The 16,817-nt window shown below is 73.0% G+C and carries 14 protein-coding genes; 9 read left to right on the forward strand and 5 right to left on the reverse strand.

Going from position 1 to position 16,817, the window contains the following annotated elements; all coding sequences use genetic code 11:
* The first annotated feature begins 94 nt into the window (after positions 1-94).
* From SD460_RS00850 to cydC, 4 genes are read left to right on the forward strand one after another with little or no spacing between them, the layout of a single operon-like run.
* On the forward strand, positions 95-1,255 hold the full coding sequence (locus SD460_RS00850) for a cytochrome ubiquinol oxidase subunit I (protein ID WP_290051722.1): 1,161 nt from the start codon (positions 95-97) through the stop codon (positions 1,253-1,255).
* Between the two features lie 3 nt (positions 1,256-1,258).
* Complete coding sequence (cydB, locus tag SD460_RS00855; protein ID WP_290051720.1) at positions 1,259-2,245, forward strand: cytochrome d ubiquinol oxidase subunit II; 987 nt, start codon at positions 1,259-1,261, stop codon at positions 2,243-2,245.
* A 10-nt stretch (positions 2,246-2,255) separates the two neighbouring features.
* Positions 2,256-3,818 carry a thiol reductant ABC exporter subunit CydD gene (cydD, locus tag SD460_RS00860; RefSeq protein WP_290051718.1) on the forward strand — a complete coding sequence of 521 codons (1,563 nt, stop codon included), beginning with the start codon at positions 2,256-2,258 and terminating at the stop codon, positions 3,816-3,818.
* Positions 3,815-5,407, forward strand: coding sequence for a thiol reductant ABC exporter subunit CydC (gene cydC / locus SD460_RS00865; RefSeq protein ID WP_290051716.1), 1,593 nt, complete (start codon positions 3,815-3,817; stop codon positions 5,405-5,407). The genes cydD and cydC overlap by 4 nt, the downstream gene beginning before the upstream one ends.
* On the opposite strand, the gene SD460_RS00870 is transcribed toward cydC, so the two are convergent.
* Positions 5,343-6,245, reverse strand: coding sequence for a glucosyl-3-phosphoglycerate synthase (locus tag SD460_RS00870; RefSeq protein ID WP_290051714.1), 903 nt, complete (start codon positions 6,243-6,245; stop codon positions 5,343-5,345). The genes cydC and SD460_RS00870 overlap by 65 nt on opposite strands.
* Before the next feature lie 51 nt (positions 6,246-6,296).
* On the opposite strand from SD460_RS00870, the gene SD460_RS00875 reads away from it, so the two are divergent.
* Positions 6,297-6,971: a lysophospholipid acyltransferase family protein gene (locus SD460_RS00875; protein WP_290051770.1), complete on the forward strand. Its 675-nt coding sequence runs from the start codon at positions 6,297-6,299 to the stop codon at positions 6,969-6,971.
* A 4-nt stretch (positions 6,972-6,975) separates the two neighbouring features.
* Here the strand turns inward: SD460_RS00875 and SD460_RS00880 are convergent, their stop codons facing one another.
* Entirely contained in the window at positions 6,976-7,692 is a 717-nt protein-coding gene (locus SD460_RS00880; protein WP_318305823.1) for an SDR family oxidoreductase, read from the reverse strand.
* A 70-nt stretch (positions 7,693-7,762) separates the two neighbouring features.
* Here SD460_RS00880 and SD460_RS00885 point away from each other — a divergent pair, with 70 nt between their 5' ends.
* Positions 7,763-8,605: a LysR family transcriptional regulator gene (locus SD460_RS00885; protein WP_318305824.1), complete on the forward strand. Its 843-nt coding sequence runs from the start codon at positions 7,763-7,765 to the stop codon at positions 8,603-8,605.
* On the opposite strand, the gene SD460_RS00890 is transcribed toward SD460_RS00885, so the two are convergent.
* From SD460_RS00890 to SD460_RS00900, 3 genes are read right to left on the reverse strand one after another with little or no spacing between them, the layout of a single operon-like run.
* Entirely contained in the window at positions 8,574-9,158 is a 585-nt protein-coding gene (locus tag SD460_RS00890) for an LOG family protein (RefSeq protein ID WP_290051709.1), read from the reverse strand. The two genes, SD460_RS00885 and SD460_RS00890, sit on opposite strands and share 32 nt — an antisense overlap.
* Positions 9,158-9,943, reverse strand: coding sequence for an LOG family protein (locus tag SD460_RS00895; protein WP_290051708.1), 786 nt, complete (start codon positions 9,941-9,943; stop codon positions 9,158-9,160). The genes SD460_RS00890 and SD460_RS00895 overlap by 1 nt, the downstream gene beginning before the upstream one ends.
* Before the next feature lie 9 nt (positions 9,944-9,952).
* A complete protein-coding gene (locus SD460_RS00900; protein ID WP_290051707.1) occupies positions 9,953-11,785 on the reverse strand; it encodes a glycoside hydrolase family 9 protein in 1,833 nt (610 codons plus the stop codon).
* Positions 11,786-11,880: 95 nt separating this feature from the next.
* On the opposite strand from SD460_RS00900, the gene SD460_RS00905 reads away from it, so the two are divergent.
* From SD460_RS00905 to SD460_RS00915, 3 genes are all read left to right on the forward strand, one after another.
* A complete protein-coding gene (locus SD460_RS00905) occupies positions 11,881-13,173 on the forward strand; it encodes a helix-turn-helix domain-containing protein (RefSeq protein ID WP_438860559.1) in 1,293 nt (430 codons plus the stop codon).
* 256 nt (positions 13,174-13,429) lie between these two features.
* Positions 13,430-15,445: a M4 family metallopeptidase gene (locus SD460_RS00910; RefSeq protein WP_318305825.1), complete on the forward strand. Its 2,016-nt coding sequence runs from the start codon at positions 13,430-13,432 to the stop codon at positions 15,443-15,445.
* Between the two features lie 78 nt (positions 15,446-15,523).
* The gene (locus SD460_RS00915; RefSeq protein WP_290051703.1) at positions 15,524-16,789 is read left to right on the forward strand and encodes a helix-turn-helix domain-containing protein; all 1,266 of its coding nucleotides are present in this window, start codon (positions 15,524-15,526) and stop codon (positions 16,787-16,789) included.
* The last annotated feature ends 28 nt before the right edge of the window (positions 16,790-16,817 follow it).

The following is a 16,817-nucleotide window of genomic DNA, read 5'->3' on the forward strand; positions in this document are numbered from 1 at the left end:
CGCGGGGGACGCACCAGGGGATATCCCGGAGATGACCCGGATCTCATAGATTTGGTGGCTACATGTAGGCAGGCTACGTATATAGTCCGTCGGCATGGACGCACTCCCGGTCGCGAGACTCCAGTTCGCGACGACGACCTCGTTCCACTTCCTGTTCGTGCTGCTCACGCTGGGGCTGGTCACCGTGGTGGCCGTGATGCAGACGCGCGCGGCGGTCGGCGGCAAGCCCGAACTGCTGCGCATGACCCGCTACTGGGGCCGCTTGTACGTGATCAACTACGCGCTGGGGATCGTCACCGGAATCGTGATGGAATTCCAGTTCGGACTGACCTGGACCGGGCTTTCCGCATTCGCGGGCGACGTCTTCGGCGCGCCGCTGGCCATTGAGACGCTGGTCGCGTTCTTCCTGGAGTCGACCTTCCTCGGCCTGTGGATCTTCGGCTTCGGGCGGCTGGGCAAGTGGCTGCACCTGGCGCTGATCTGGCTGGTCACGCTGACCGCGTACGCGTCGGCGCTGTTCATCATGCTGGCCAACTCGTTCCTGCAGAACCCGGTCGGCAGCCGGCTCGAAGGCGGCACCCTGCACCTCGACGACTTCGGCGCGCTGTTCTCGAACCCGGCGCTGGTCGCGTCGCTGCCGCACGTGCTCAGCGCCGCACTGGTGACCGGCGGGTTCTTCGTCGTCGGCGTCAGCGCCTACCACTTCCTCAAGCGCACGACGGAGGTCGAGTTCTTCCGCCGCTCGATGCGGATCGGCGTGGTCACCGCCCTGATCGGCTCGATCTTCGTGGTCAACCAGGGCTTCGCCCAGTTCGGCCAGCTGAAGATGTACCAGCCCGACAAGCTCAAGGTGGGTGCGGTCGGGCTGCCGCTGGGCCTGATGATCATGCTCGCGTTCCTGATGCTGCTCTGCGCGCTGCTGGGCACGCTGCTGCTGTTCCGGAACTGGCTCACCAAGGCCCGGTTCCTGCACTACCTGATGGTCGCGGCGATCCCGTTGCCGTTCCTCGCGTCGATCATGGGCTGGTTGGTGCGCGAGCTCGGCCGCCAGCCGTGGCTGGTCTGGGGGAAGCTGCGCACGGCCGACGCCGTCGCGGACGTCCCGGCCGGGCAGATCCTGTTCTCCTTCATCGCTTTCTCGCTGCTGTTCGCCGCGCTCGCGGTCGCCGACTGGGTGCTCCTGGCGCGCGTCGCCAAGCGCGGCCCGGACCCGGTCGACGAGCCGGCCGAGCAGCCCGCCCTGAGCGGAGTCTGACCGGTGGTGACCTTCTGGTGGTGCGTTCTCGGCCTGCTGACCTGCGGGTACTTCGCGCTCGCTGGCTACGACTACGGCGTCGGCATGCTCCTGCCCGCGTTCGAAACCGACGAACGGCGGCGGCGCCGGATGCTCGGCGCGCTCGGCCCGTTCTTCCTGGCCAACGAGGTGTGGCTGGTCGCGGCGATCGGGCTGCTGTTCGGCGCGTTCCCGCACCTGGAGGGCAAGGTGTTCGCCGGGGCCTACGTCCTGGTCGTGACGCTGCTGCTCGGCCTGGTCACGTTCACGGCGTCGATGCAGCTGCGCAGCCGCCGCCCGGACGCGCGGCGCGGTGCCTGGACCGCGGGCATCGTCGGCGGCGCGCTGGTCACGGCACTGTCGTGGGGCCTGTTCCTCGGCAACCTCGTGGCCGGGCTGCCGCTGGCCGCCGACGGCTCGCCGTCCGGGGACGTCCTCGCGCTCTTCAGCCCGTACGCCGTGCTGTGGGGACTCGGGTTCGTCGCGCTGTTCGCCTTGCAGGGCGCGGCGTTCCTCGCCGTGCGCGGCCCGGCCGAGCTGACCGGGCGCGCGGTGCGGCTGGCCCGCGCGTTCACCGCGCCCGTGCTGGCGTTCCTGGTGATCGCGACGGTGTGGGGCTTCTTCACACTCGACGGCGTCACGGCGCTTGGCGCGGGTGTCGCGGTGCTGGCGTTCGCCGCCCTCGCCGTCACCCGGCTCGGCTTGGCGCTGCGCCGCAACCGGGTCGCGCTGATCGGCTCGATGGTGCTGGCCGCCTGCCCGGCCCTGCTCGCCGGCACGCTGCGGTTCCCCGCCGTGCTGGCCTCGCCCGGCTACACGCTGACGGTCGAGCAGGCGGCGACGGCGCCGGGGACGTTCGCGCTGCTGGCGTGGTTCGCGCCGCCGTCGCTGCTGGTGCTGCTGGTCGTGCAGTGGCTGACCTGGCGCGCCCACCGCCATCCCGTCGACCAGCGCTCGCTGCTGCACTTCTAAGGGGAACGCCGTGCCCGCTCTGCCCGGACTCCGGCGCTACCTGGCCGTGCTGGCCGCGCTCGGGGTGCTCACCGCCGCGGCGGTGCTGCTGCAGGCCGAAGGTCTCGCCACGCTGCTCACCGGTGGCGGGGTCTCGCTGTTCCTCATCGTCGCGATCGCCGCGCGGGTCCTGCTTTCGTGGGGGCACGGCGTCCTCAGTGGACGGTTCGCGGCTTCGGTGCGCGGTGGCCTGCGCCGCCGGCTGCTCGATTCCCGCGCCGACCGCGCGGGCGTCGTCGCGACGCAGGTGACGCGCGGGATCGACGCCACGGACGGCTACCTGACCGGGTACCTGCCCGCGCTGGTCGTGTCGGTGGTGGTGCCGGTGGCGGTGCTCGCGCGGCTGTTCACGACGGACCTGGTGCCGGCGCTGGTCGTCACGGCGACGCTGCCGCTGGTCCCGGTGTTCGCGATCCTGGTCGGCAAGCACACCGCGACGCGCACCGAGCGGCAGTGGTCGCTGCTGACCCGGCTGGGCGGCCACTTCCTCGACGTGGTCCGGGGTCTGGGCACGCTCCGGCTGTTCGGCCGGGCGGCGGCGCAGGCGTCGACGGTCCGGTCGATGGCGGCCGCCCACGCGGACGCGACGATGAAGACGCTGCGGGTCGCGTTCCTTTCGGCGCTGGTGCTGGAACTGGTGGCGACGATGTCGGTGGCGCTGGTCGCGGTCCCGATCGGCTTCCGCCTCCTGGACGGCGGCCTCGACGCGCGGACGGCGTTGCTGGTGCTCGTGCTGGCCCCGGAGGCGTACCTGCCCCTGCGCGCGGCGGGCGCGAAGTTCCACGCGGCGGCGGAGGGGCTGACGGCGTTGCGGGAAGCCCTTGCGGTCCCGGTGGTTTCCCCTCGTACGGCGGTTTCGACTCGACGGCGGGGTGCGCCTTCGCTGGTGCTGGACCGGGTTTCGGTGGCTTACGACGGGGTTCCGGCGTTGTCCGAAGTGGACTTGCGCGTGCCGGCGGGTTCGCGGATCGCTTTGGTGGGGCCGAGCGGGTCGGGGAAGAGCACGGTGCTGGCGGTGCTGCTGGGGTTCGTCACGCCGACGTCGGGGCGGGTGCTCGTCGACGGGGTGGACCTGCGCTCGCTGTCGCCGTCGGACTGGCTCGCGGAGGTGGCGTGGGTGCCGCAGCGGCCGACATTGTTCCGGGGATCGCTGGCGGAGAACATCGCTTTGGGGTTGCCGTCGGCGGACGTCCCGGCGTCCGCCCGGGCCGCGGCGTTGGACTCCGTGGCGGCGGGATTGCCCGCGGGGTACGCGACCCAGGTGGGCGAGCTGGGCGAGGGCTTGTCGGCGGGACAGCGGCAGCGGGTGGGCCTGGCGCGGGCACTGGCCCGGACGTCGTCGGGGCTGGTGCTGCTCGACGAACCGACGACCCGGCTGGATTCGCGCACGGAGGAGACGGTCCTGTCCGCGACCCGGCGCCTGCTGCCGAACCGGACGGCGGTGCTGGTGGCCCACCGCCCGGCGCTGGCGTCACTGGCGGACCGGGTGGTGGAGCTGCGCGACGGCCGGATCCGCACGGAGGTGGCGGCGTGAACCTCTGGGCCGTGTCCACAAGGGACACCCTCCGCCTCGCCCGTGCCGCCCTCCTCGGCGCCGGCGCCGAACTCGCCGCCCTCGCGCTCATGGCCACCGCCGCCTGGCTGCTCCTGCGCGCCGCCGAACGGCCGCCGCTCGGGGCGCTCACCCTCGCCATCGTCGGGGTCCGGACCCTCGCCCTCCTCCGCGGTGGCCTCCGGTACGCCGAACGCCTCGCCGGGCACGAAGTCGTCCTCCGCTGGCTCGGGGCCCTGCGCACCCGCGTCTACCAGGCCCTCGTGCCCGGCTCGCGGTACTCCGGCGGCGACCTCGTCACCCGGCTGGTGTCCGATGTGGACGCTCTCCAGGACGCCGTCCTCCGGTGGCTGCTGCCCGCGGGTGTCGCCGCCATCGTGGGGGCCACCGCCGTCGGCGTCACCGCGACCGCCTCCGTGGCCGCCGCAGCCGCGCTTGCCGCCGGGTTGCTCACAGCGGGGGTCGTCCTGCCCTGGCTGGTCGTCCGCGGCACCGCCCGTGCCGCCCGCGAAAGTGCCCCGAAACGCGCTGAGCTGGCCGAACGCGCGGTCGAGCTCGTCACCGGGCACCGGGAACTCGTCGCCGCCGGTGCGCTGGACGGCCACCGCGCCCTGGCAGCCCGCGTCGTCGGCGAGATCGCCGCGAACGAGCGGGCCGTCTCAGACCGATCCGCCCTGCTCGGGGCCGCCGGGGTGCTCGTCCAGCTCGGCACCACCGTCGCCGTCGCGCTGCTGGCCGGTGCCTCCGTGCCCTGGACCGCCGCGCTCACCCTGGCCGCCATGACCAGCTTCGAGGTCGTGCTCCCGCTGATCGGCGCCGCCCGGCGGGTACCGGAGATCCGCGCGTCGGCCGGCCGGGTGCGGGCCGTCCTCAGCGAACCGGCCGTCCCCGAAGGCACGCGGACGCCCGGAAAGGGGCACTTCACGCTCGAAGGCGCCGGCGTCCGCCACCCCGGCCGCGCGCCCGCGCTGCGGCACGTCGACCTGGACCTGCCACCCGGCAAGCGCGTCGGGATCCTCGGCCCCAGCGGGGCCGGCAAGACGACGCTGCTCCGCCTCCTGCTCGGCAGCCAGTCACCCACCGAAGGCCGGGTGCTCCTCGACGGCCACCCGCTGAGCGAGTACGCCGACCTGCCGGAGATCATCTCCGGCGCCGAAGCCGACGCGCACGTCTTCCACACGACCGTCCGCGAGAACCTCCTGCTCGCGAAGCCGGACGCCACCGACGACGAACTGCGGGCCGCGTGCGCGGTCGCCGGGTTCGACCTGGACCTCGACCGCGGCACCGGCCCGGACGGCGACGCCCTCTCCGGCGGTCAGCGGCAACGGCTCGTGCTGGCCCGCGCGGTGCTGGCGGACCCGGCGGTGCTGGTGCTCGACGAGCCCGTCGAAGGCCTCGACCCCGCGCACGGCGACGCCGTCCTGAAGAACGTCCTCGCCCACGCGAAGGGCACGGTCGTCCTGGTCACCCACCGCCCCGAGCACCTCGACGGCTTCGACGAGGTGCTCACCCTCGAGGACGGGCGAGCACTTCCCGCATCGGCGGCCGGTCGGCGACCCGGACGTCGGTGACGTCCGGCAGCCACTCCTCGTCGACCTGGACGAACTGGGTGAACGGCGCGTCGGCGGCCGGGACCCCGCAGCGCTCCAGCGCCGTGCCGAGGATCTGCCGGGACATCACGCCGAGCTGGGCCAGCGACCGGTTCCGGTGCTTGCGGACGCCGAGGTTGACCTGGGCGAGCCCGGCGAGGCCGTACCGCGCCTCGGCGTCGAGGAGCAGCCCGATCTCGACGCCGTACCCGGCCGCGAACGGCACCGACTCGAGGAACTCGCGCGTGCCCGCGTACTCGCCGCCGAGGGGCTGGACCAGCCCGCCGAGCGCGGGCCGCAGCGCCGAGAGCACCGGCCGGGCCAGCAGCTCGGTGACGCGCCCGCCGCCGCTGCTCTCCAGCCGCAGCGGACGGCGGTAGAAGCCCTTGACCAGGTGCACCCCCGGCTCGGTGACCAGCGGTCCGAGCAGCGACGGCACGAACGCCGGGTCCGGGTCGACCAGGTCGGAGTCGAGGAAGACGACGAGGTCGCCGGTGGTGGCGGCCAGCGAGCGCCACAGCACCTCGCCCTTGCCGGGGACCGGCGGCAGGTCCGGCAGCACGTCCTCGCGGCGCACCACCCGGGCGCCCGCGGCTTCGGCGGTCCGCGCGGTGGCGTCCGTGGACCCGGAGTCCACGACGACGAGCTCGTCGACGACCGAACCGACCAGCGGGCGGACCGACGCGACGACGTCACCGACGGTCCGCTCTTCGTCGAGGGCCGGTAGCACGACGGAAACCGTCCGGTCACCCTTCGCGGTCACGATGTCCCCGGGCGTCCAACCGGGCTCCTGCCACGTACGCCGCTCGAACCAACTCACGAGTAACGATCGTGCCATGCTGGGGTGACCGTCACCGAGGAGGAGGACCACTTGATCGCGCAGCTCGTCCGCTTCGTGCTGGGGCCGCTGGCCAGGGCGCTCTACCGGCCCGAGGTGCGCGGCGTGGAGAACGTGCCCGCCACGGGCCCGGTGCTGCTGGCGGCCAACCACCGGGCGGCGCTCGACACCGGCGTGATCACGTTCGCCACCCCGCGCCAGGTGAAGTTCCTCGGCAAGGCGGAGTACTTCACCGGCAAGGGCCTCAAGGGCAAGCTGATGGCCGGGTTCGTCGGCGGCCTCGGCTACATCCCGGTCGAGCGCGGCAACGCCCAGGCCGGGCTCGCCGCGCTGGAAGCGGCGCGCAAGGTCCTCGACGCGGGTGGCGTCTTCGCGATCTACCCGGAGGGCACCCGGTCACTGGACGGCCGGCTGCACCGCGGCCACACCGGCGTCGCGGCGCTGGCGCTGGCGACCGGCGCGAAGGTGGTGCCGGTCGCGCTCACCGGCACCGAAGGCCTCCAGCCGAACGGCGCGAAGATCCCCCGGCGCGCGAAGATCGGGATCACGTTCGGCAAGCCGCTGGACTTCTCGCGCTACGAGGGCCAGGACTACGCGCCGGCGATCCGCCGGTCGGTCACCGACGAGGTCATGTACGCGATCCTGGAGCTCTCGGGCCAGGAATACGTGGACACCTACCACAAGAGGCCGAGCGAAGGCGTCGCCTGAGGCGTCACCAGGGCGCCGGGCCCTCGTCGTCGACGAACGTGCCCGTCGGGCCGTCCGTGGGGATCGTCGCCATCCGCACCGCCGCGACCGCGCCCTGGGCCGGGGTCCGGAAGCCGGTGTGGCCGTTCAGGTCCGTCGCGCAATAGCCGGGGCAGACGGCGTTGACCAGGATCCCGTCGGGACGCAGCTCGCGCGCGTACTGCAGAGTCAACGACGTCAACGCGGTCTTCGACGGGGTGTAGCCGGCGGAGATCGGCAGCTGGGCCTCGGGGTCGGCGTTCCGGGTCAGTGACGCGGCACTGCTGGAGACGTTGACGACGCGCGGCGCGGCCGACCGGCGCAGCAGCGGCAGCAGGGCGTTCGTGACCGTGATGACGCCGAAGAAGTTCGTCTCGAAGATCGTGCGCAGCGTGCCCAGGTCGGCGGTGCTGGGGCGCTGCTGCGCCAGGTCCGTGCCCGGCGGGCGGGCGATCGCGGCGTTGTTGACCAGCACGTCGAGCCGGCCGTAGCGCTCGTCGAGGTGCGCGGCGGCCGCGGCGGCCGACGCCGGGTCCGTCACGTCGAGGACCACCGGATCCGTGCCCAGCTCCGCGGCTGCCTTCTCGCCCAGTTCCGCGCTGCGGGCGCCGATGACGACGGTGTGCCCGAGGGCGGCCAGCTGCGCGGCGATCTCGCGGCCGATGCCCTTGTTAGCGCCGGTGACCAAAGTGATTTCGTCCATGGCTCCAGCACACCAGCGAGCCGTCCGCGAGAGCCAACACCGATGCCGCATCGGCGGATACCCTGGCGGTATGGAGACGCGGGAGCTCGCGTATTTCGTCGCCGTCGCCGAAGAACTGCACTTCGGCCGGGCGGCGCGGCGCCTCGGCATGGCGCAGCCCTCGCTTTCACGCGCCATCCAGCAGCTCGAACGCCGCATGGGCGTGCCGCTGCTGGACCGCACGAGCCGCGGCGTGACGCTGACGCCCGCCGGCGCGGTGTTCCTCGCGGAGAGCCGCAAAGCGCTCGACGCGGTGGACGCCGCGGTGCGCCGGGCCCAGCGCGCGGGGCAAGACGTGCCGAAGCTGCTCGTGGCGATGAAGCCCGACGGCGACGCGGGCCTGCTCGAGCGGATCCTCCCCGGCTACCGGGCCGATCCGGACGCGATCGAGGTCGAGATCGTCGTCGGCGGGATCCGCGAGCAGTCCCGCATGCTGCGCGACGGCCGCGTCGACCTGGCGTTCCTGCACGGCCCGCACGACGACGTCGCCGGGTTCGACACCGAGCTGCTGCTGGAGCAGGACCAGCTGGTGCTCCTCCCCCGCGGCCACCGCCTGGCGGACCGGGCGGCGCTGGTGCTCGCGGACCTGGACGGCGAGCCGTTCCCCCGCTGGCCCGGCAGCGACGTGAACGGCCCCGAGATCCGGGATCCGGGGCAGCTGCTGCAGCTGGTGGCGCTGGGCCAGGTCGTCGCGGTGGTCCCCGAGTCGGCCCGGCGCCACGCGCGGGCGGACATCGTGTGCCTGCCGGTGCTCGACGCGCCCCGGACGTCGGTGTTGCTGGCGTGGCCCGACCGGACGCGCTCGCGGGCGGTGGCCGCGTTCGTCCGGGCGAGCACCGACGTCAGATCCCCGGCGCTCCCTTCGCCCACTTAGGCGGGGCCGGCGGTTCATACGTCTCGAACCGGTCGAGCAGCACCGCCGGGTCCGCGTCCACCATCAGCAGCTCGCGGTACTCCGCCTTGACGAACCCCTCGGTCACCATGTGGTCGGCGAACGACACCAGCGGCCCGTAGTAGCCGTCCACGTCGACCAGGCCGATCGGCTTGCCGTGCAGGCCGAGCTGGGCCCACGTCCAGACCTCGAACAGCTCCTCCAGCGTCCCCGCGCCGCCCGGGAGGGCCAGAAAGCCGTCCGACAGGGCCGCCATCTTGGCCTTGCGCTCGTGCATGTCGCGGACGACGTGCAGTTCGGACAGCCCGGCGTGCGAAATCTCGACCGAAGACAGCGCCTCCGGGATCACGCCGATCACTTCGCCGCCCGCCGCGAGGGCCGCGTCGGCGACGACGCCCATCGTGCCGACGCTCGCGCCGCCGTAGACGAGGCCGATGCCGCGCTGGGCCAGCAGCTTGCCGAGTGCGGCCGCCTGCTCGGCGTAGCGCGGCGAGAAGCCCATGGACGAGCCGCAGAACACGCAGATCCGGCTCATCAGTGGGTGTCCTCCCACGCCTGGTAGGACTCCTGCACCACGCGGACGGCGTCGTCGATGTCGTCGGTGACGTGCAGCAGGTCGAGGTCGTGCGGGCTGATCTTGCCTTCGGCCATCACCGAGTTCTTGATCCACTCGTACAGCCCGCCCCAGTAGTCGCTGCCGAACAGCACCACCGGGAACTTGGTGACCTTCTTGGTCTGCACCAGCGTCAGCGCCTCGAACAGCTCGTCGAGCGTGCCGAAGCCGCCGGGCAGGCAGATGAAGGCCTGCGAATACTTGATGAACATCGTCTTCCTGGCGAAGAAGTACCGGAAGTTGACGCCCAGGTCGACCCACGGGTTCAGGCCCTGCTCGAACGGCAGCTCGATGCCCAGCCCGACGGAGAAGCCGCCGGCCTCGGCCGCGCCGCGGTTGACGGCCTCCATCGCGCCCGGGCCGCCGCCGGTCATCACGGCGAACCCGGCGTCGGCCAGCGCGGCACCGATCTTGCGGCCGAGCTCGTACTCCGGGTTGTCGCGCTTGGTGCGGGCCGAGCCGAACACGGTGACCGCGCGCGGGACCTCGGCGAGCGCGCCGAAGCCTTCGACGAACTCGGCCTGGATCCGCAGGACGCGCCACGGGTCGGTGTGCACCCAGTCGCTCGGGCCGCGCGCATCCAGGAGCCGCTGGTCGGTGGTGCTGCCCTGGTCGCGGCGGTCGCGGCGCAGCACGACCGGGCCCTTGTGCCGCTCCACCGGGCGTTCGGGGTACTGGCCGTCCGGCCATTCAGACTGATCGCTCACTTCCCCATGCTACGGCCTCACCGCCAGCGAAAATGCGAGCAGCGCCGTCGAGGTGAAGTCGATGGCCGGCTCGTTGCTGGGCCATGAACTCAAGTCGTCGGCGTAGCGGCTTCCCTGTCCGTCGAAGGGTTCATACGAACGAGTGCACGCCTTCGCGCCCGCCGGGAACGGGAGGTCGGCGAAGTTGTCCGCGCCGTTCGGCCCGTTCACGACCGCGCCGTACAGCACCTTCGACGGGCCGGCGAGGTTCGCGGCCTGGTGGTGCGGGCACTGCGGCGACGTCGTGCCGACGCCGACGACGAGCGAGACGCCCCAGGCGTTGGCCCCGAGGGTGAAGTCCCGCTGCTGCGCGCCGAAGGCGGCGTAACGGGTGTCGCCGGTGACGCGCTGGTAGAGCCGCGCGGTGGCGGCGAAGCCGAAGCTCTTGCTGGCGGCGTCGAAGTCGGTGACGGCGACCGCCGTCCGGAATGGACTCCGCTTCGCCGCCTCGACGCCGGAGTCGAGCTGGCGCCGCAGGTCCGCGGTCAGCTCGCGGACGCCGAGCGCGGCACCCGGGACGCCGGTGCGCAGCAGCCCGGCGAGGTCGGCGTGGGCGAGCGCGCTGGTGTCGTAGAGGTTCAGCGTGCTCGTGTCGCCGCTGCCGATGTACGCCTTCGCCCACTTCGCCGCGTCGCGAGCCCAGCCGTTCGCGCGCGGATCTTTCAGCGCGCGCGCCGCGAGCGCGAGCTGCGTCGCGCCCAGCTCCAGGTCGTCCTCCCAGGACGATTCCGGGTAGTAGGCGTGCGGGAACGCGGTGACGAGCTCACCGACGCCGGTCGTCCGGGCCTGGGCGAACACCGCCGCGGCCTCCGCCAGGTAGTGGCGGGCCAGCCGCGGGTCCCGGTGCGCGTACACCTGCGCGCCGAGCGCGAACGCGGCGGCGACGCGGCCGGCGAGGTTGGGCGAGAGCGGCGCGCCCGCCGGAGCGGCCGGGAACACCGGGCGGTACTTGACGAAGTAGGCCGGATCGCCGGGTTTGACGTCGAGCGCGTCGTCGTCCTGGGGATTGCGCCAGACGTCGTGGTCGCCGAGGAAGCCGAACTCCTCGCTGCCGGTGCCGATGCCGACCTGGGCGTAGAGGGTCTTGGTCTGGCCGTCCCAGACCTTGTCGAGCCAGCCGAGGCCGAACCGGACCTCCTTCGCCAGCACCGGGTCGGGGTCCTCGCGCAGCACGAAACCCAGTTCCGCCAGCGCATACGCGGTGTTGGACGTGAACTTCACGAAGTCGCCGGCGTCGACCCAGCCGCCTTCGACGTCGACCGGGCCGCCGGTCGGCCTCAGCGGTTCGACGATTTCGTCGCCGCCCTCGCCGGCGAACTTCGGTTCGGCGTAGACGGTCGCGGTGCGGTCGGCGAGGTGTGAGGGCTGGCGGTCGAGGCGGCCGGGGATGACGTCGTGGCCGTCGCGCTGGGCCTGGAAGAACTCGGTGGTGGCGCGCACGAGCGGGCGGAACAGCCGGCTCGCGGTGTCGATCCGGAACGGCGGCGAAGTCGCGCCGGCGGCCTTGACCCGGTAGGTGCCCGGCCGGTCCAGAGTGGACAGATCGAGGTCGAAAACCTTGGGGTAAGCGGCGTTCCAGGCGCCGAGATTCGCTCCCGTGCGGCCCTCGCGGACCGTGCGGCCGCGCTCGTCGACGACGGTGAACTTCCCCGCCGCACCGCCGAGCAGGTAGGCGTGCTTCGCCTCCCCCAGCGCGTAACCGACTTGGTCGACGCGGACCTCGGCCGGGGTCGCGGCTTCGGCCGGGACCGCGGCGAGGGGCACGGCGAGCGCGGCCGCCGTCACGAGGGGAAGCAGGCGCATGATCGGCCTCCACTTTGTTAGGAAAGTTTCCTATTTAACGCTAGCCTGACGGCGGCCGGGGCGTCAATATGTCCGTTTCCGCGACTTCACGGGCGATGACCTACCGTGGGGAGATGACCGAACCGCTCGGCGCGCGGATCCGGCGGTTGCGCACCGACCGCGGGTGGACCCAGCGCGAGCTCGCCGAGCCCGGCTACGACCGCGGCTTCCTGGCGAAGGTCGAGACCGGCAGCCGTCCGCCGTCGGACGAGATGCTGGCGTACCTGGCCGAGCGCTTCGGGCTGACCGTCGACGAGCTGCGCTTCGGCCGTCCCCCCGGCGTCGCCGACGAGCTGCGCGCGTCGCTGGACGAGGGCTACCGCGACCTCGAGCAGGGCCGCGTCGCCGACGCCGAGACGCGGTTCGCGTCCGTGGCCAAGCAGGCCGCCGGCTACCACCTCGACGACGTCGAGTGCTACGCGCGGTTCTGCCAGGCCGAGGTGAAGTGGCAGCTCTTCGACGTCACCGGCGCGCAGGCGGAACTGGAGCACGCGGACGAGCTGGCGGGCGCGGCACCGCCGTGGCTGCGGGCGATGATCGTGCACCGCTGGTCCGGCTGCCGGTACCTCAGCGGCGACGCGGGCGCGGGGATCGCGCGCGTCGAGGCGGAGCTGGCCGCGCGGCCGGCCGACCCGGACGCCGAGCTGTGCCTGCTCAGCGCGTTGATCCACCCGCTGATGGAGATGGGCGGCCTGCACCGCGCCCGCCGCGCGGCCGAGGACGGCAGGCGCCTGGCCCGCGCGGCCACCCGGCCGGACTTCGTGGCGCGCTTCCACCGCCAGGCGTCGCAGGTGTGGCAGGCGATCGGGCGCGCGGACCAGGCGCTGCGGGACCTGACGGAGGCGTGCCGGCTGTTCGAGTCGGTGGGGTTCGACCGCGACGCGGCCCGCTGCCGCTGGGCCCGCGGCTACCTGCTGCGCCGACTGGGCCGCCTCCCCGAAGCCCGCACGGAGCTGACGGCGGCCCGCGACCAGCTCGCGGCGATCGGTTCCGAAGAGGGCCTGGCCGGCGCGACGGTCGAGCTGGCCGAGGTCCGGCTCCGCCAAGGCGCCCCGGACGAGGCGGCGGCGCTGGTTGCGGAGGTGTGGCCGTTGCTCACGCGGGACGTGGAGGCACTCGGCGAGGCCACCGGGCTGCGCGGGCAGATCGCGGCCGCCCAGGGCGACCCGGAGACGGCGATCCGGCTGCTGCGCGAGGCGGTGGAGATCCAGCGAGGTGCATCGCTGCACGGGGCGGCGGTTTCGACGTCGCTGCGGCTCGGTGATGTGCTCCGACAACGTGGTCATCTGACGGAGGCCATCGAGGCCTACCGTCGAGGCCTCGACTCGGCGGCGGGCACCGAGGCCTGAATTCGGCGGACCACTGGGCTCAGTGGTCCGGACCAGAACCAACTCCCTACGAAAGTCTGTGAATTGGTTCAGACCAGTACGCGCTCCCGCCGTTTCCTGCGGTTTCACCCCGAACGCCGCGATCTTGCCGCACGACCACTACGCCATCCGGCCCATTGACCGGCGCACGACCGGAACCTTTACTCGGACGCGTCCGGCGCAATAACAGCAGTTATTCCGCCGGACACATTCCCCACGGTCCCCGGAAAGGTTCCCCATGAGATCCCCACGAGGGCTGGCGGCGATCGCCGGCCTGGCCCTGAGTTTCGCGGTGCCGGTGATCCCGGCCGCCGCTGCCGCACCTCCCGTCGCCACCCCACCCGAGGCGCTCGCCGCGCGAGCCGCCGACCAGGCTGCCCTCAGCGGCGCCGACCGGCTCGCCAAGGGCGCCGGGGAGGCCTTCGTCCGCACCGGGGTCACCCCGGGTGGCGGCGGGCTCTACTTCGCCTCCTACCAGCGCACCTACCACGGCCTGCCGGTCGTCGGCGGGGACGCGGTCGTCGTCGCCGACGGGTCCGGGCGCGTCCGCGGGACCGAGGCCGCCGAGACCGCGCCGATCACCGTCGGCACCCAGGCCACGCTGGCAGCCGGCAAAGCCGAAGCGATCGCCCGAAGCAAAGTGTCCACTGTGGACAAGGCCGACGCGCCGAAGCTGGTCGTGCTGGCCGGGGCCGCCCCCAAGCTCGCCTACGAAGTCGTCGTCAGCGGCCGCGACCACGGCCGGCCCACGCACCTGCACGTCTTCGTCGACAGCGCGACCGGAGCCGTCCTCGACACCCGGGACGACGTGCGCGAGGCCGGCACCGGCAATTCGTACTACGCCGGGAGCGTCTCGATCGACACCTCCGGCTCCGGCAGCTCCTACTCGATGACCGACCCCGGCCGGCGCGGCGTCGCCTGCGGCCGCGAGGGCGGCTCGATCTTCACCAAGAGCAGCAACAGCTGGGGCAACGGGTCCGGCACCGACCTCGAAACCGGCTGCGTGGACACGCTCTACAGCGTCCAGACCGAGTGGAAGATGCTCAACGACTGGCTCGGCCGCAACGGCATCGACGGCGCCGGCGGCGGGTTCCGCGCGAGCGTCGGCCTCAACGACGTCAACGCCTACTGGGACGGGTCGTCGACGCACTTCGGGCACTCGCAGGACAACCGCCGCCAGGCGACGCCGATGGACGTCGTCGGGCACGAGTACGGGCACGCCATCTTCCAGACCACCCCGGGCGGCGCCGGGTCGGGCAACGAGAACGGCGGTCTCAACGAGTCCACCGGCGACATCTTCGGCGCGCTGACCGAGTACTACGCCAACAACCCCGTCGACACCCCGGACTTCTCCGTCGGCGAAGGCGTCAACCTCGTCGGCCAGGGCCCGATCCGCTACATGGACAACCCGTCCAAGGTCGGCGACCCGAACTGCTACTCGGCCTCGATCCCCAGCACCGAGGTGCACGCCGCCGCGGGCCCGCAGAACCACTGGTTCTACCTCCTCTCCCAGGGCAGCGCGGCCAGCCCGACGTGCAACAACTCCAGCGTCACCGGTGTCGGCATCCAGAAGGCCGGCAAGATCTTCTACAACGGCCTGCTGAAGAAGACGTCGTCGTGGAACCACCGCGCGGCCCGCAAGGCCACGCTGGAAGCGGCGATCGCGCTGTTCCCGGGCAGCTGCACCGAGTTCACCTCAACGAAGGCCGCCTGGGACGCGGTGAGCGTCCCCGCGGTCAGCGGGGAGCCGACGTGCAGCGGCCAGCCGCCGGCCGGCAACGACTACTCGCTGACGCTGTCGCCGACCTCGGCGTCCGTCCAGCCCGGGCAGACGGCGACCACGACCATCACCACCCGGGTCACCTCCGGCAACGCCCAGACCGTCCAGCTGCTGGCCTCCGGCCTGCCCGAGGGCGCGAAGGCGACGATCAGCCCGGCGAGCGTCCAGTCCGGCGGCACCGCCACGCTGACCATCACCACGTCGGCGAGCACGCCGCAGGGCACCAGCCAGGTGACCGTCTCCGGTGACGGCCCCGACGCCGACCACAGCGCGCAGTTCTCGCTGACCGTCGGCACCGGCACCCCGCCGACCGGCTGCGACGGCCTCGCCGAGTGGGACGTGGCGAAGCCGTACGTGCCCAACGACGTCGTCGGCCACAACGGTCACAAGTGGACGTCCCTGTGGTACTCGACCGGTGCCGAGCCCGGCGCGCCCACCTCGTGGGCCGTGTGGAGCGACAGCGGCGCCTGCTGATCCCGGTCGCGCGGTGGCGGGCGACTCCCCCGCCACCGCGCGGCCTACCCTGGACGTCCACGGCGGAAAGGCACCTGGGTGAGCGAGAGCGTCGGCGAACGCCTGCGTGAGCTGCGCACCGAACGCGGGCTCACGCAGCGCCAGCTCGCCGGGCCGCAGTACTCCGCGGCGTACGTGTCGTCGGTCGAAACCGGCGCGCGGACCCCGTCGGGCGACGCGCTGCGGTTCTTCGCCCGGCAACTCGGCATCGACCCCGACGAACTGCTCGGCGGGCGCTCCCCGCGGGAGCTGCTCGAACTCGACCTCGAGCTGATCGAGACGGCGGAACGGTTCCTGGCCGGGGACGTCCGCCGCGCGGCACCCCGCATGCAGCGGATCCGGCGGCACGCCGAGCGTCTGGACCGGCCGCGGCAGGCCGGGATCGCGCTGCTGTGGCTGGCCGGGTATTCGACCGGCGACGTCCGCACGAAGTACGTCGCGGAGGCCGAAACGCTGTTGTCGGGCGAGCCGCCGCCGGTCCGCGCGATGGTCGTGCCGCTGCGCGCGGCGGTGCTCAGCGGCTGGGGCGAGGCCCAGTATTCGTTGCACCTGCTGGAAACCTGCCACGCGGAGCTCTTGCGCGACGGCTACCCGCAGCCGTCGATGCTGCTGACGCTGCGAGCCTGCCTGGCCGAGCGGCACCTGCGCCAGGGTGACCTGGAACGGGCGTCGGAGTACGCGGATTCGGCGCTGCGGCTCACCCGGGGCGGTCCCGCGGTGCTGGCCGAGCTGACCCGCAGCCACGTCGAGGTGTGCCGCAGCCACCTGGCGGCCGACCGGTTCGCCGACGCGGCCGCGTCCGTCGCCGCGGCCTACGACCTCATGCAGGAACGGGCCCTGCACCCGGCGATGGCGCACTGCCTGCTGGCCAGGGCCCGGGTCCGCGGCCGGGCCGGCGACGTCGAGGGCGCACTGGCCGACCTCGGCGCGGCGCGGGAGACGGCGTGGCCGGACGACGTCCCGGCGATCACCGTCGAGCTCGCCGCGGAGTACCTGGCCGCGGGCCGGCTGGAAACGGCGGCCGCGCTGCTCGACCAGGTGCGCCCCTCGGTCGTGGCGGGCACGGCGCTGGCCGCGGAACTGCGGCTGCAGCTGGGTTCGCTGGCCAGGGCCCGCGGGGACGCCCGGCGCGCGGCCGAGGACCTGCGTGCCGCCGTCGAGCTGGCCACCGGCCTGGGCGCGCGCGGGGTGCTGGTCCGCGCGCTGCGGCCGTTGAGCGAGCTGCTGGGCGAGACCGGGAAGCAGGCGGAGGCGGCGGACGTGCTGCGCGACGGGCTCATCGCGCTGGGCGCGGAAGCCGACTGAGCAGGCACGACAACGTTTTCCTTTGCAG

Source organism: Amycolatopsis solani (assembly GCF_033441515.1).
Lineage (GTDB): Bacteria > Actinomycetota > Actinomycetes > Mycobacteriales > Pseudonocardiaceae > Amycolatopsis > Amycolatopsis solani.

Bases quoted from the DNA above. Each gene is read 5' to 3' on its own strand.
- SD460_RS00900 (WP_290051707.1), bottom strand. From the start codon at position 11,785: ATGCGCCTGCTTCCCCTCGTGACGGCGGCCGCGCTCGCCGTGCCCCTC.
- SD460_RS00910 (WP_318305825.1), top strand. From the start codon at position 13,430: ATGAGATCCCCACGAGGGCTGGCGGCGATCGCCGGCCTGGCCCTGAGT.
- SD460_RS00850 (WP_290051722.1), top strand. From the start codon at position 95: ATGGACGCACTCCCGGTCGCGAGACTCCAGTTCGCGACGACGACCTCG.
- SD460_RS00905 (WP_438860559.1), top strand. From the start codon at position 11,881: ATGACCTACCGTGGGGAGATGACCGAACCGCTCGGCGCGCGGATCCGG.
- SD460_RS00880 (WP_318305823.1), bottom strand. From the start codon at position 7,692: ATGGACGAAATCACTTTGGTCACCGGCGCTAACAAGGGCATCGGCCGC.
- SD460_RS00890 (WP_290051709.1), bottom strand. From the start codon at position 9,158: ATGAGCCGGATCTGCGTGTTCTGCGGCTCGTCCATGGGCTTCTCGCCG.
- SD460_RS00885 (WP_318305824.1), top strand. From the start codon at position 7,763: ATGGAGACGCGGGAGCTCGCGTATTTCGTCGCCGTCGCCGAAGAACTG.